A 14,388-nucleotide genomic window follows, 5' to 3' on the forward strand; every position below is an offset into this window, starting at 1 on the left:
AAATCCTGTCGTCCCGACTTTACGAAGTCGCAGGTCGAGGGGCCGTTTCAGACAAGATCTGAAGCGGCCCCTCGGTCATGTTCACTAGTGTCTGCGCAGCCGGGTCGCGTAGCCGAAGAGCTCGGCCAGCGGCACGGTCGCCGTGACGACCGTCGCGCCGCCGCGGACGACCGATCCGGAGACCCGGCCGCGCCGTGCGGCGAGGTCACCGAGGACCGTGCCGACGGCGTCCTCGGGCACGGTGACCGTGACCTCGGCGACCGGCTCCAGCAGGACCGTCGCGCAGGCGCGCAGGGCCTCCCGGAGACCTAGCCGTCCCGCCGTACGGAACGCCGTGTCGGACGAGTCCTTCACATGCGTCGATCCGTCGGTGAGGGTGACGCGCAGCCCGGTCACCGGGTGCCCGCCGAGCGGCCCCTCGGCGAGGGCGTCCCGGCAGCCGGCCTCGACCGCGCGGACGTACTCCTGCGGGACACGCCCGCCGACCACGGCCGAACGGAACACGAAGTCCTCGTCGGACGGCTCGACATCGAGCACCACATGCGCGAACTGCCCGGCGCCGCCGTCCTGTTTGACGTGCCGGAAGACCAGCCCGGACACACCGCGCGAAACCGTCTCCCGGTAACTCACCCTCGGGCGGCCGACGTTGACGTCCAGCCCGTGGTCGCGCCGCACCTTCTCCACCGCGACCTCCAGGTGCAGTTCACCCATGCCGGACAGCAGCGTCTGGCCGGTCTCGGCGTCGGTGCGGACCGCCAACGACGGGTCCTCCTCGGCCAGTCGGGCCAGCGCGGCGGTCAACCGGTCCGTCTCGGTGGACCGTTGGACCTCCACCGCCACCGACACGACCGGTTCGGGCACGCTCGGCGGTTCGAGGACGAGCGGAGCGTCCCGTGCGCACAGGGTCGTACCTGCGCGGGCGGACTTCAGCCCGACCACGACGACGATGTCCCCGGCGACCGCGCGCTCCAGCGGGGCGTGCCGGTCGGCCCGGACCCGCAGGATGCGCCCGACGCGCTCGGTGCGCCCTGTTGCCGCGTCCCATACGGCGTCTCCCTTCTCGATCGTTCCCGAGTACACACGGAGGTAGGTCAGCCGCCCCGTGGCGGTGGCGGTCACCTTGAACGCCAGCGCCGCGAAGGGCGCCGCCGGATCGGCGAGCCGTTCCTCTGGCGTGCCGTCGTGCGTCCCCTGTACGGCGGGGACGTCGAGCGGCGACGGCAGGTACGCCACGACGGCGTCCAGCAGCGGCTCGATCCCCCGGTTGCGGTAGGCCGAGCCGCACAGGACGACCACGCCGTCACCGCTGTGGGTGAGGTCGCGCAGGGCGGCGGTGAGCGTGGCCGCCGAGAGCGTCTCGCGGTCGCAGAACTCCTCCAGTGCGGCCGGGTGGCGTTCGGCGACGGCCACCTCCAGCAGCCGTCGCCTGCGTACCGCCTCCGCCAACAGGCCGTCCGGCACCGGGACTTCTTCGGCCACGACGGCGCCGTCCGCCCAGATCAGCGCCCGCATCCGGACCAGGTCGACGACGCCGGTGAAGCCGTCCTCGCTGCCGATCGGCACCTGCACGACCAGCGGGGCCGGGTGCAGCCGCCGCCGGATGGACTCCACGGCCGTGTCCAGGTCGGCGCCCGCGCGGTCCAGCTTGTTGACGAACGCGATCCGCGGGACGCCGTACCGGTCGGCCTGGCGCCACACGGACTCGCTCTGCGGCTCGACGCCGGCGACCGCGTCGAACACCGCGACGGCCCCGTCGAGCACCCTGAGGGACCGCTCGACCTCGTCGGCGAAGTCGACGTGCCCGGGGGTGTCGATGAGGTTGATCCGGTGCCCGTCCCACGTACAGCTGACGGCCGCGGCGAAGATGGTGATCCCGCGGTCGCGTTCCTGCGGGTCGAAGTCGGTGACGGTGGTGCCGTCGTGGACCTCGCCGCGCTTGTGGGTGGTTCCGGTGGCGTAGAGGATCCGCTCGGTGACGGTCGTCTTCCCGGCGTCGACGTGGGCGAGGATGCCGAGGTTGCGGACGGTGGCGAGGGGGTCGGTGGTGGTGCGCACGGCCTGTGGCCTTTCCTGTGGTGCGGTGACAGGGCGGCGCGATTCCCGGACGATCCAGACGTGACGGCACGTCAAAGATGCTTCTTGTAAAGGAAGTTGACGCGGTCAGACAGTCGTCGCGGGCGTCCGGTGCCGGCCGCGCAGCGGGCACCGGAGGGGCGAGGACACGAGGATCACGTCGTACGACGTGCGGGGAACGGCGACAACCGCGCGCTCGCGCATGGCCGTTCCCCTCTCACTCGTCGTCGTAGGTCTGTGCGGTGAGTGTAGGGAGATCCTCAGGAGCGGCGCACGGGATTTTCCCGGCTCACTTGCGCAGGCCCTGGAGGCCGTCGTAGGCGGACATCACCATCTCCAACCCCCGGTTGTCCTGGGCGGGTTCGCGCATCTGGCTGGTCACGTACGCCACCACCATGCGGGCGTCGGGGTCGATCATGGCGAGGGAGCCGCCCCAGCCTCCCCAGCCGTAGGTGGTGCCGAAGAGGCCGTAGCCGAGGCCCCAGCGCACCGGCATGCCGAGCACGCGGTCGTCGCCCTCGAACTGTTCCTCCCGGGCCCGCGCGCTGCCCTCGGGGGACAGCAGCCGTACTCCCCCGAGGGTGCCGTCGCAGGCCAGGACGGAGAGGGTGCGGGCGACCGAGCGGGCGTTGCCGTAGCCGCTCGCGGCCGGGATCTGGGCGCGCCGCCAGGCGAGGCTGTTGGCGTCGCGGACGCGCATCGCGGTGCCTTCCGCAGGGGTCTCCCCCTCCCTGGCCGGAGCGCTCGCGGTGTAGTCCTCGTCCCGGCCGGGCGGCGGAACGGTGAGCGCGACACGGTGGTCGTGCTCGGGGCCCACCCCGATGCGGAAGTCGGCGTCCAGCGGTCCGGTCACCTCCTGGGCGAGGAACTCGCCGACGGTGCGGCCGGTGATCCGGCGCAGCACCTCGCCGACCAGGAAGCCCTGGGTGAGGGAGTGGTATCCGGCGGCGGTGCCGGGCTCCCAGAGCAGGGGCTGGGCGGCGAGACGGGCCGTGGCGGCCGGCCAGTCGTAGATCTCCTCGACGGGGCCGTCCCAGTGGGGCAGCCCGGCGGTGTGCGAGAGCAGATGCCGTACCAGCACCTTGTCCTTGCCCCGCGCGGCGAACTCCGGCCAGTACCGGGCGACCGGCGCGTCCAGGTCCAGCTCGCCCCGGTCGGCCAGGACCAGCGCGCACAGGGCCGTCATCGTCTTGGTCACCGAGAACACGTTCGTGACGGTGTCCCGCTCCCAGGGGACGGTCCGTCCGGCGTCGGCGAAGCCGCCCCACACGTCCACGACGGGTTCGCCGTCCACGAAGACGGCCACCGAGCCGCTCACGTCCCCGGCGTCCAGCAACTCGAGCAGCGCCGTGGGCACCGCCGTGAACAGATCGTCGTACGTGCCCTGGATGTCGGCCATGCCGGGTATTCAGCTCCTGCCGTCCGGGCCCGGTCAACCGAATTTCGCGCGGGCGGCCGTCCAGAGCGCGGCGAGCAGCGCACTGGTGGCGAGGACGGCGAGCAGTTGGGTGGTGTACATGCCGGCGCCGTCCGCGACGGTCGCCACGGGGTTGGGCAGACCGAGGCGGTCCGCCAGCCAGCCGACGGCCGCCGTCGCGGTGAGCAACGCGCAGGCGGTGCGGACGACGGCATGCCTTTTCAGCCGGGTGAGGCAGATCAGGGTCGGCAGGGCGAGCAGGACGAGAAGGAGCTGCATGCATTCGATGCCGAGATTGAATCCGGCCAGGCTGAGGGCCAATTGCGTGGTCGACAGATTCATTTCGGCGAGGGTGAGGGAGAAGGCGAGGCCGTGTCCCAGGCCGAACAATCCGGCGATTTCCGCTTCATGTCCCGGGAAAGGCGGGCGAATCGCGTGGACGGCACCCACGAGAATACTGAACGCGATGAAAACCTCGACGGGCTGGGCCGGAATGTCGAGGCGGCCGAATGCGCTGAGGGCGAGTGCGAGGGAATGCCCGATGGTGAAGGCGAGGGTGGTGCGGGCCGTTCGGCGAAGGGCTGTGCGTGCGGGCGCCAGTCCGCTCCAGCGGTTCTTCGCCGCCTGCAAAGGGGCGGGCAACAGGAGGATGAGCAGGAAGAGCAGGTGGTCGGTGCCTTCGAGGATGTGGTGGGCGCCGAGGCGGACCATGGCGTACGTGCCGTTCCAGACGCTGCCGCTCTCCAGGTCGACGGTGAGAGGGGCCACGGTCATGGTGCGGGTGTCGGTGCGGATGACACCGACCTGGGTCGCGCTGTCGTCGCCCTCCTCGGCCACCTTGCCGGCGGCCCAGTCCTGGCGGACGGTGACCAGGACGGTGTGGGTGACGACCTGGTGGACGATCGCGTCGTAGTCGAGGACGAACCGGCGCGGGTCCCCGCCGGAGGGCGGCACCAGCGTTGCGCTGACGGTCAGTTCGCGGTAGGTGCCGGTGGAGGTCTGCTGTGCGCGGCCCAGGGCCGGGGTGCCGACGGCGACGGACCAGGCGGCGCCCTGGGTGGTGGTGGGGTGCAGATGGGCGCTCAAGTAGGTGCGGATCGCGGTGGATCGGGCCGACAGCTGCTTCGCCGTGGTGGTGTCGTCCAGCGTGATGCCGCTGGCGCGAGCGAAGTCGCCGACGGGCAGGGCCAGTTCGGCGGTCACCGACGTCTCGTGCACGTCGAGCCGGAGCACCGAGTGGGGCATGGGATGCGCGCCGGCGGGCGGCGCCGCCAGAAGCAGCGCCGCCGTCACCGCCACCGCGATCCCGGCCAGCGTGCGCAGCGCACGCGGCAGTGAGATCGGCAGGTGGTCCATCAGAACGAGAACTCCCCTCCGTAGTCGGTGGAGTGGTCGCGGTAGACCGTGTGGTAGTGGATCTGGTTCTGGTAGACCACGCCGTCCTGGCAGACGAACTCGATCCACACGCCCGGCCCGTCGATGCGGACGTAGTCGCCCTGGGTGTCCAGGTCCGTGCCGCCGGAGTAGGAGATGTAGGTCTCGTCGAGCTCGGACTTGTAGGTGCTCAGTACGGAGGCGGCGGTGGTGTCGTCCGCCACGTCGACCCACGGCTCTATGGCGTTGAGGACCAACTCCTGCTGGTCGTCGGTCAGTTCGCTGACGGCCAGGCCCTCCTTGGTGGTCGGGAAGTCGCCGTCGTCGTCCGGGCCGAGCAGGACGTCGCTGAACGACTCGGAGAGCTTCGCCTCGGTCAGCTCGGAGGTGCTCAGGCCCGCCAGCAGGGCGAGCATCGCGTCGTGCATGCCCGCCATCGGGGCGTACGAGGTGCCGTCGTCGTCGGTCCAGCTGGTCGGCTCGACTCCGACGAAGTACGGGGTGGTGCCCTCGACCTCGCCGTCCTTGTAGGTGAGGTTGACCGCGAGGTGGTGGCCGCCGAAGTGCAGCTGCCAGGTGCCGCTGGTGCCCGGAGTGCCGAGGAACGCCAGGTAGTAGTTGCCGCTGCCGTAGCCGCTGGCGGTCTCGCCGAGGTAGTCGTCGGCGGCAAGGATCTGGCTGATCTGGTCGTAGCCGGTGTCGGTGGCGGTGCCCGTCGCGGCCTTCAACACCGCCTTGGCAGCGGTCAGTTGCTCGTCGCTGAGCGAGCTGAACGCGATGCCGACCCGACAGGCGGAGCCGCACGGGAGGTTGGACCAGGCGGTGGCGTTCGCCTCGGTGAAGTCGAGGAGCACTTCGGCCTGCTGGTCCTCGTCCAGGGTGGCGAGGAAGGTGTTCGCCGCGGTGACCACGTCCGAGACGGAGTCGGCCGTGGCTGCCGCGTCGGCGGACACCTCGCTCGTGGACGACCCGGTCGCGGCGTTCGCGTTGACGTACACCGCCCCGAAGAGGAGGGCCGAGCCGGCGGCGAACGCCACGCCCGCCTTCTTCCAGCGGTTCTTCGACCTGCGGTGAGTGTTGTTCTCTGGCACCTTTGCCAGTCCCTTCGCGAGAGGCTTCACAACGAATTCCGGAAACGAATTCCTGTCCGTTGTTCTGGTGAGATAAATTCCACCAGCCCGTGCTGTGGACCGCATTCAACAGCACTCGGACCTGCCTATGCGAAGCTGTGGCGGATGCTCACAGATTTCAGGTTCGGCCTCCGGGACTACGTTTCGCACAGATTCGCCGGGACGAGCCGGTCGTCGCCCGGATATCCTTCTTGAGCATGACCTTGCGGTAGTTGGCGAGCAATTTCCTGGTGTCCGCCGAATCGTCCGACCGGATGTCCTTCCGCGCCCGGACGAGCGCTCTCTGGAAGGCGGCCAGCTCCTTCGCCTTCTCATGTTCAGGAGGTCGACTTGCCGCAGCCGCTGCGGCCCAGGACCGTGACGAAGTCGCCCTCCTCGATCTCCAGGCTCAGCTCGCGCAGCGCGATGATCCCGAGGTCGTCCTTGACGAACTGCTTGGACAGGTCGCGGACTTCGAGGACGGCGTTCACCGGTCCTTCTCCGCTCCGGCGAGCCATCGGGTGTTGTCGACGGCCATGGTGCGGATCTCCGCCTCGGTGAAGCCGACGTCGAGCAGCCGGTCGGCGCGCAGCGGAAGGCCGTCCTCCACCGGAGGGTTGAAGGGCTGGCCGAGGACGCTGGAGAGGACGGAGTGCTCGGGGCCGACCGCCCGGATGTTCTGCAGCCACAGCTCCCAGGAGACCTTTCCGGTGTACGGCGTGGTGAAGCACCGCTCCAACAGGGCGCCCCGGGCGGCCAGTTCACGTTGGCATTCCACGCCCACGCGCTGCGAGGTGAACTCGGGATGGGTGATCACGATCCGTCGTACGCCCTTCTCGACCGCGGCGTCCACGACAGCGGTGATCTCGTCGGAGGCCAGGTGGCCGGTGGCGAGCGTGATGTCGTGGCTCGCGATGACCCGCAGCAGCTGCCGCGTGCTGTCCAGGACTCTGCCGTCCGGGCCGACCACGTCCACCGGGTCGGCCGCCATTCCCGCCGCGGGCGGCGATCTCCACAGCGACCGGGTTCATCCCGCCCACCGAGGCGTTGACGCGCCGACCTCAGCGAAGCCGGGGGTGGCGCCCCGTACCAGCTCGGTCCGTTCCGCCGTGGGCACGTAGTGCGACTTGAGCACGTATCCGGACAGACCGACCTCCGTGAAGCGGGCCGTCGGCGTCAGATCGTCCACGCGGCGCTTCATCAGGTCGGGTGCGGGCGGTCGGTGAAGCACTGTTGATGGTGGAGCGGAGCGCCTGGACAACACTGGCGAGTGATCACGGACCCGTTCCGCCGCCACTGGATCACGGCTGCACTCACCCCGCAGTTGCCTGTCTCTCTTGCGCCAGCGGCCGAGCCGCGTACGTAACGCGGATGATCCCGTCGGCATGCCGTTCCGTGGTTGCGGTGACGCCGAAGACGTCGGCGAGGAGGGTCGGGGTGAGCACCTCCAGGACCGGGCCGGCCGCCGCGACCGTGCCCTCGTGCAGGACGACCAGGTGGTCGCAGAGACGGGCGGCGAGGTCGAGGTCGTGCAGGACCGCCAGCGTGGTGATCCCGGCGGCCCGGACGAGGTCCAGGAGTTCGAAGCGGGCCCGGATGTCGAGGTGGTTGGTCAGTTCGTCCAGGACGAGGAGGCGGGGGTTCTGGGCCAACGCGCGGGCCAGCAGGACGCGTTGGCGTTCGCCGCCCGAGAGGGAGCCGTAGTCGCGGTCCGCGAAGTGCCGTACACCGCAGCGGTCGACGGCGTCGGAGACGGCCGCGCGGTCGTCGGCGCCGTCGCGGCCGAGCAGACCGTGGTGGGGCGCGCGGCCGAGGGCCACGATCTCGGCGACGGTCAGCCCGGTCGTGTCGCCGCCGGCGTCCTGGAGGACGGCGGCGGTACGGCGGGCCGCGGCGCGCGGCGACAGCGTCCACACGTCGTCCTCGCCCACCCTGACCACCCCGTCCGCCGGGCGCAGCGAGCGGTAGACGGTGCGCAACAGGGTTGATTTCCCACTGCCGTTGGGCCCGACGAGGCCGACGATCTCGCCCTTGCGGGCCGTGAGGCTCACGTCCCGCAGGACGGGGTTGCGGTCCAGTGTGACGTGGAGTCTGTCGACGGTGAGTTTCATGGTTCAGTCCAGGCCCTTGTTGCGGCGCAGCAGCCACAGGAAGAAGGGGGCGCCGAGCAGGGCGGTGAGGATGCCCAGCGGCACTTCGTTGGGGCGGTCCAGGGTGCGGGAGAGCAGGTCGACGAGGACAAGGTAGAGGGCGCCCAGCAGGGCCGCCAGGGGCAGCAGGCGGCGGTGGTCGGCGCCGACGGTCAGCCGGACCAGGTGCGGGATCATCAGGCCGACGAAGCCGACGCTGCCCGCGACCGCGATGACCGTGCCGGTCAGCAGTGCGGTGAGGACCAGCAGGACGGCCCGTAGCCGATGGACGTCGACGCCGAGCGCGGTGGCCGACTCGTCGCCCGCCAGCAGGGTGTTGAGGCGGCGGCCGAACAGGGACAGCAGGACGGTCGTGGCGAGCACGACGACGGCGACCGTGGGGATCTGGTCCCACCGGGCGCCGGCCACGCTGCCCAGCATCCAGAACATCACCGTCCGCAACTCGTTGGGTGACGCCTGGAGTTGGACGAAACTGGTCGCCGAGAGGAAGACGTAGCCGATCGCCACACCGGCCAGCACCAGCCGGACCGGTGCCAGCCGCCCCCGCCGCTGCCCGAGCGCGAACACCATCGCGCCCGCGACGACCGCACCGGCGAAGGCCGCCGCCGACACCCCGAGCCCGGCGAGTACGGCGCCCCCGCCGAGGGTGATGACGAGGACCGCGCCGAGCGTGGCGCCGTAGGAGAAGCCCAGGACGACGGGGTCGGCCAGGGGGTTGGCCACCACGGTCTGCAGGACCGCTCCGGTCACCGCCAGGCCCGCGCCGACCAGGGCGGCCAGGACCACCCGCGAGGTGCGGAAGTTCCAGACGATCTGGTCGAGCGCGGGGTCGGAGGGCGCCGGGCCCGCGCCGGTGACGTGGTGGAGGACGATCCTCCACACGTCGCCGACGGGCACGGCGACCGCGCCGACGCTGATCGCCACGATCATAGTGACGGCCAGCGCGACGGGCAGCAGCGTGAACACCAACGGGATCCTGAGCCCGCTCAGAACGCGTCGGGGTGCAGCATCCTCGCGACCTTCGCCACCGCCAGGTCGTTGCTCGGGCCGAGGTACATCGAGTCGGACAGCGTCACGTACGTGTTGTTCCGGGCGGCCGGCCACTGGGGGAACTCCTTGAGCAGTTTCTTGGCGTACGCCGCCGGGTCGGGGTCGTTGTAGCCGATGACGACGACCGCGTCGACGTCGGTGGCGGCCACCTTCTCCTTGCTGAGGTCGGCGAAGGTGGTCCCGGAGGCGCTCTCGAAGGCGTTGGCGCCGCCGGCCCGGGCGAGGATGTCGTTGACGATGCCGTGGGCGAAGACTGAGCTGAAGTCGCCCGTACCCATGGACATGTGGGAGAAGAGGACCAGGACCTTCGGCTTCTTCTTCCCCTGAACCTCCTGGACCTTCTGGACCCTCGCCGAGACCGCCGCGATGCTCTTCTCCGAGGCGGCGATCAACTCCTCAGCCTTGTCGGAGACGTTGAAGATCCGGCCCATGTCGCGCAGGAGCCGGTAGCTGTCGGCGACGGTCATCCTGGACGGGTCGTCGTCGCAACCCTGCGGGGAGACATAGCTGTTGGCCCCCACCTGCTCCAACTGCTCGCGGGTGGCGAAGCCGTTCTTCTCGTCGAAGCCGTACGACGTGACGGACAGGACGAGATCGGGGCGCAGCCCGAACATGGCCTCGCGGGGGATGTCGTACGCCTCGTTGAGCTGGATGTCACCGGTGGGCAGGGCCTTGACGGCGGCGGCCCGGCCGGGGACCTCGGACATGCCGTAACTCTGTTGATTGGCGACGATCCGGTCCTCAAGGCCTAGGGCGAGGAGTGTGGAGACCTCGGCGACCGAGGCGCCGTTCATGACGACGACCCGATCGGGGGCCTTCTGGAAGGTCTGCTGTCTACCGCAGTTGTCCAGCGTGACCGGGTAACCGGCCTTCGCGGCCGCGGCAGTTGTATCGCTCGCGCTGCCGTCGGACACGCCGGACGACATGCCGCATGCCGCCGTGAGCAGGCAGAGGGCGGCGGCCAGCGCGGCGGCGGTCGGCCGGTTCATCGGCATGCGGGCTCCTCGTGCGAGGAGAGCTGCGAGGAGAGCCCGGAGTTCCGCCAGACGGTGCCGCGCCGCTCGTACTCCATGATCGATTCGACGCCGAGGGCGACGGACGGCCCGCACTCGCGGTAGAGCATCCACAGCGCCAGGTCGATCCCGCTGGTGACACCGCCCGCGGTCACCAGGTTCCCGTCGTCGACGACGCGTGCGTCGACCACCTCGCCTCCCTGGGCGGCGAGTTCGGACTTGGCGAGGCCGTGTGTCGTGCACGGACGGCCCTTCGTCAGGCCCGCCGCGGACAGGACCATGACGCCCGTGCAGACACCGGCGAGGACGACACCCGCCTCCTGCGCCCGCGCCAACTCCCGGTGGACGTCCGTGTCGTGGACCAGCCCATCGCCGCCGCCCGGCACGATCAGCAGTTCGGTGTCGATGGGATCCCAGGCGGTCGGCACCGTGATCCTGGTGCCGAAGAAGCAGGTCACCTCGCCGGGCGCCGAGGGGCGCACCAGTGTCGTCTCCACCTGGCCGCCCGCCTGGACGGCGTGTCCGAAGACGTCACGCGGCCCGATGGCGTCCTGCTCCTCCACACCGTCGTACATGAGGATCTGAACACGCAGAGGCATCGGCTTCTCCTTGGCTGGTGCGGGGACCGTGGTCCCCGCGGTGGTGCTGATCTGTCCAAGGAGTCGGTCGTACGGGCCGTCGAGTTCCCGGCCCTACGACACAGCCTCGTCGAACTGCAGCAACCGCACCTCCGCCAGGTTGGTGAATCCGCCGTGTCCGTCGTAGATCCGCAGCATCGGTGTGACCGTGCGCTTCGGCAGTTTGAAGGTGTACCACTGCTGGTCGCTGGTCATCCCGGTGACCGTCACGAGGGTCTGCCAGGTCTGGCCGCCGTCCGTGGAGCTCTGGACGACCGTGCCGTTGCCCCGGTTCACGAACGTGGCCCTCGGGTGGACCATGACCGCGTCGAGGGCCAGTGAGGAACCGTCGGTCGGCGTCACGCTCACCCAGCCGTTGCCCGAGGTGGTGTCGGTGGCGGTGGTGAGGTCGCCGTCGAACATCCGCCAGCCGTTGGCCGCGGTCGTCCCGGTCCCCGGGAACTGCGGCGACGACGCGTCGACCCAGTCCTCGGCGACCTGGACCTCCTGCACATGGGTGTTCCAGAGCTGCAGCGCCGAACCGTCGGTCGTGTCGGTGACCGTCGAACCGGTCCGTCCGTCGGCCGTGGTGTAGTCGACCGTGAAGCGCAGGGCGCGGCCGTAGTCGACGTCCTCCGGCAGTACGGCCGTCGCCCGCCAGTGCCGGTCGTCGGTGCGGGTGACCTTGGCGGCGGCGCCCTCGACGGTCGCGGTCACGTCGGCCAGGGGGCCCGTGGCCGTCAGGTCGAGGGTGACCGTGTCGCCGTTGACGGCGCGGCCGGGATCGGAGTCGCTGGAGGAGACGGACACCGACGACACGGCCTGCGCGGTCTCCAACCGCTCACCGTGGACGCGCAGTTCGCTGTAGGAGGACAGGCCGGGGTAGTCGGGGTCGGTGGGGATGCCCGGGTCGTCCACCTGGACCTTGAAGAAGCGGAACGCCTTGTCCTGGACCTCGGAACGGACCGGGATGGTCTCCATTGGGAAGGTCGGTGTGGTGTCGGTGGTTTCGCGCTCCGTCAGGAGCGTCCAGGTGTAACCGTCGTTCGAGCCATAGACGTTGGCGCCCTGCGAACGGTTGGCGAAGTTGTACCGGGCCCGCAGTCCGAAGGCGTCGGCGCGCACCCGGAAGCCGGCGCCGAAGTCCAGGGTGAAGGGCGCGGTGAGGTCGCCGGAGTAGGTGTTGACGTCGTCGTCGGCCATGTTCCACACGCCGGTCGCGGAGAGGGACGAGGTCACCAGGGACGGGTAGGCGAGCGTGCCGTCGGTGAGTTCGGGGTTGAGCAGCCGTAGACCCCGAACCGCCTTCTGTACGGCGGCGAGTGCGTCGAGGAAATCGTCGTCGCCGGCCACCCGCGCCGAGGCCACCGCGGTGTCGAACGCGTCGCGGGTCGCGGTCACATAGGTGGCCTTCGCGTCGAACCCTGCCTGGGCCAGGGCGAGGGCGCCCTCCCGGTCGCGGGCGATCTTCAGGGTGACGGCCAGGACGGTGTCGGTCGTGCCGTCGGAGGCGACGACACTCGTACGGAAGGTGCCCGTCTGGGAGCGCGCGGGCGTCCAGTCGAAGGCCGCGGTCCCGGTGTCGAAGGTCGCCCCCTCCGGCAGGCCGGGTGCCTCGTAACTGAGCTTCCCATCACCGGAGTTCGTCGCCGCCAGAGAACGGCTGAGAGGCGCGCCGGCCACGCCGATCAGCGTGGTCCGCTGTCCCTGCGCGAAGACGGGCGGGCTGAGTTGCGCCTTCGCCTGGAGGTTGACGCTGTCGACGTCGACCGTGACCCCGCCCGCGCCGACGACCGTGTAGTACGCCAGGTTCTCGCCTCCGGTGCTGCCGGGGACGACGGCGTAGTCCATGTCATAGGTGACGTACCGCCAATTGCCGTGGGTGTCCGGCAGGTTGACCGTGTGGTACGGCGCGAGGGACATGTTCTTGCGGATCTGGAGGGTGGCCGGGCCGTTCGTGCGGATCAGGACGCCGACCGGGCTGTAGCCGTTGCGGCTGTCGTACATCAGGGTGCGGACCGCGATGCTGGTGCCCTTCTTCGACGCCCGCATCCGCACGATGGCGTGACCGTCGTCCTGGGCGACCCGGGTCCGCCCGTCGAGGGCGATGCTCCGGCGGGCGACCGGGACCAGGGCGCTGGCCTGCTCGGGTCGGACCTGTCCGGCCGTCTGCGCGGGCAGGGAGAGCCAGTAGTCCGGGTTGTAATCGGGGTTGCTGTTCCAGAAGTTGTAGGCGCCGGTGCCCCAGTAGAAGATCGGCCCGTCGGCCTGCTCGCGCATCCTGGCGACGTTGGGTGCCTTCTTCTCGACGTCGACCCCGAGGTCGTAGCGGTAGATGTCGTACAGCTCGTCGATCGGGTCGAACTGCCGTCCGCGATAGGCCTCGGACGGCTTCCCGGGGCCGCCGGTGGTGTCGATCCAGGGGATCGTCCTGCCCATCATGTACGCGTAGAAGGCGTCGAGTCCGGCGAGCAGCCGGTCGTTGCCGAACCGGTAGGGGGACACGGCGTCGCGCTCGGTCGACACGGTCCCGGTGACCGGGTCCAGGCGGGTGCCCTGGACGGTGAGCAGGCGTGCGATCTCGCTCAGCGCGTTGATGCCGTCCCAGGCGTGGGCCTGGTCGCGGCCCATCTCCTGCTCCTGCACGAAGGAGCGGCCGTAGGGGTTGAGGGGGTCCTTGGCGTCGATCTCGCGGATCAGGGAGACGAGGGCGCCGTTGGTATTCCGGTCCGGATTCCCGGAGTTGACGGAGAACCACTCGACGGCCCGGTCGTACCCGGCCCGGTCGTCCGTGAACGCGTAGCCGGCGATCTCGCCGACGAGCGGGTAGGGCTGCTGGCTCATGAAGAACGTGTTGCCGTACAGCAGGATCTCGATGACGGGGGTGATCAGGTTCTTCGTCAGGTTGTCGGTGTCGCTGTCGGTCCAGGCGGTGTCGTAGCCGTCGCTGCCCGGGGTGACGCTGGAGTAGCGGAAGATCTCGGCCGCGGCGAGCATGCGCATCAGCGGTATGCCGGCGTGGATGTGGTCGTCCGGGTAGGAGGCCACCTTGGCGGGGTCCATGTGGGACCAGGTGCGGATGATGTGCATCCCGTTGGCGCGGTAGACCGGGTCGCCGGTGATGAAGTACTGGATCGCCTGGGTGTACGCCCCGAACGCGTCCTGGATGAACTGCCCTTCCACGCCCTGGGAGTTGAAGGCGTCCGTCTTCGGGGTGTCCGGCGCGGAGCCCTTGTTGACGGGGGCGAGGGCGGCGGAGGCGTATTTCGTCTTGAGCATCGCCGCGTAGTACGACGCCCAGGGCTCGACTCCGCCGAGGACCTGGCTGCGGGCGAGCCTCAGGTTCGAGGCGCTGACCGCGATGCCGGGGTGGACGAACCCGGCCGCGCCGGTGGTCTCGCGCAGGGTGACCGTCGGGTAGGCGGCCGGGGTGGCCGCGCGGGCGGGGAAGGCGGGCAGCAGCGCTGCCAGCAGGGCGCACAGGGTGAGGGTGACGGTGGTGGCCCAGCGCTGCGCGCGTCTGGGCCCGGGCACCGGGGCATGCCACATGCGGCTCTCCAACGGGTGTGGGTGGAACATCGGAGG

At 70.2% G+C, this 14,388-nt stretch carries 10 protein-coding genes and 1 pseudogene; all 11 read right to left on the minus strand.

All coding sequences use genetic code 11. From position 1 onward, the window contains the following. Nucleotides 1-84: 84 nt before the first annotated feature. On the minus strand, nucleotides 85-2,055 hold the full coding sequence (gene fusA / locus ABZ896_RS38925; RefSeq protein WP_360939735.1) for an elongation factor G: 1,971 nt from the start codon (nucleotides 2,053-2,055) through the stop codon (nucleotides 85-87). 307 nt (nucleotides 2,056-2,362) lie between these two features. Next, entirely contained in the window at nucleotides 2,363-3,472 is a 1,110-nt protein-coding gene (locus tag ABZ896_RS38930) for a serine hydrolase domain-containing protein (RefSeq protein WP_360939737.1), read from the minus strand. A 33-nt stretch (nucleotides 3,473-3,505) separates the two neighbouring features. Beyond that, nucleotides 3,506-4,846 carry a HupE/UreJ family protein gene (locus tag ABZ896_RS38935; RefSeq protein WP_360939739.1) on the minus strand — a complete coding sequence of 447 codons (1,341 nt, stop codon included), beginning with the start codon at nucleotides 4,844-4,846 and terminating at the stop codon, nucleotides 3,506-3,508. Further along, nucleotides 4,846-5,955, minus strand: coding sequence for a DUF3500 domain-containing protein (locus tag ABZ896_RS38940; RefSeq protein ID WP_360939741.1), 1,110 nt, complete (start codon nucleotides 5,953-5,955; stop codon nucleotides 4,846-4,848). Before ABZ896_RS38940 ends, ABZ896_RS38935 begins: the two co-directional genes overlap by 1 nt. Nucleotides 5,956-6,311: 356 nt before the next feature. After that, the gene (locus ABZ896_RS38945; RefSeq protein WP_360939743.1) at nucleotides 6,312-6,464 is read right to left on the minus strand and encodes a hypothetical protein; all 153 of its coding nucleotides are present in this window, start codon (nucleotides 6,462-6,464) and stop codon (nucleotides 6,312-6,314) included. Further along, a pseudogene (locus tag ABZ896_RS38950) lies at nucleotides 6,461-7,360 on the minus strand (DUF6282 family protein). Before ABZ896_RS38950 ends, ABZ896_RS38945 begins: the two are co-directional and overlap by 4 nt. Then, nucleotides 7,287-8,084, minus strand: a complete 798-nt coding sequence (locus ABZ896_RS38955; protein WP_360939745.1) for an ABC transporter ATP-binding protein — start codon at nucleotides 8,082-8,084, stop codon at nucleotides 7,287-7,289. Before ABZ896_RS38955 ends, ABZ896_RS38950 begins: the two are co-directional and overlap by 74 nt. Before the next feature lie 3 nt (nucleotides 8,085-8,087). Next, on the minus strand, nucleotides 8,088-9,053 hold the full coding sequence (locus ABZ896_RS38960) for an iron ABC transporter permease (RefSeq protein ID WP_360939771.1): 966 nt from the start codon (nucleotides 9,051-9,053) through the stop codon (nucleotides 8,088-8,090). A 56-nt stretch (nucleotides 9,054-9,109) separates the two neighbouring features. After that, a complete protein-coding gene (locus ABZ896_RS38965) occupies nucleotides 9,110-10,168 on the minus strand; it encodes an ABC transporter substrate-binding protein (protein WP_360939747.1) in 1,059 nt (352 codons plus the stop codon). After that, nucleotides 10,159-10,785 (minus strand): DJ-1/PfpI family protein, encoded by a 627-nt coding sequence (locus ABZ896_RS38970; protein WP_360939749.1) that lies wholly within the window; start codon nucleotides 10,783-10,785, stop codon nucleotides 10,159-10,161. Before ABZ896_RS38970 ends, ABZ896_RS38965 begins: the two co-directional genes overlap by 10 nt. Before the next feature lie 93 nt (nucleotides 10,786-10,878). After that, complete coding sequence (locus ABZ896_RS38975; RefSeq protein ID WP_360939751.1) at nucleotides 10,879-14,337, minus strand: putative Ig domain-containing protein; 3,459 nt, start codon at nucleotides 14,335-14,337, stop codon at nucleotides 10,879-10,881. Nucleotides 14,338-14,388 lie beyond the last annotated feature (51 nt).

The sequence above is a fragment of the Streptomyces sp. NPDC047072 genome (assembly GCF_040643855.1).
GTDB lineage: Bacteria > Actinomycetota > Actinomycetes > Streptomycetales > Streptomycetaceae > Streptomyces.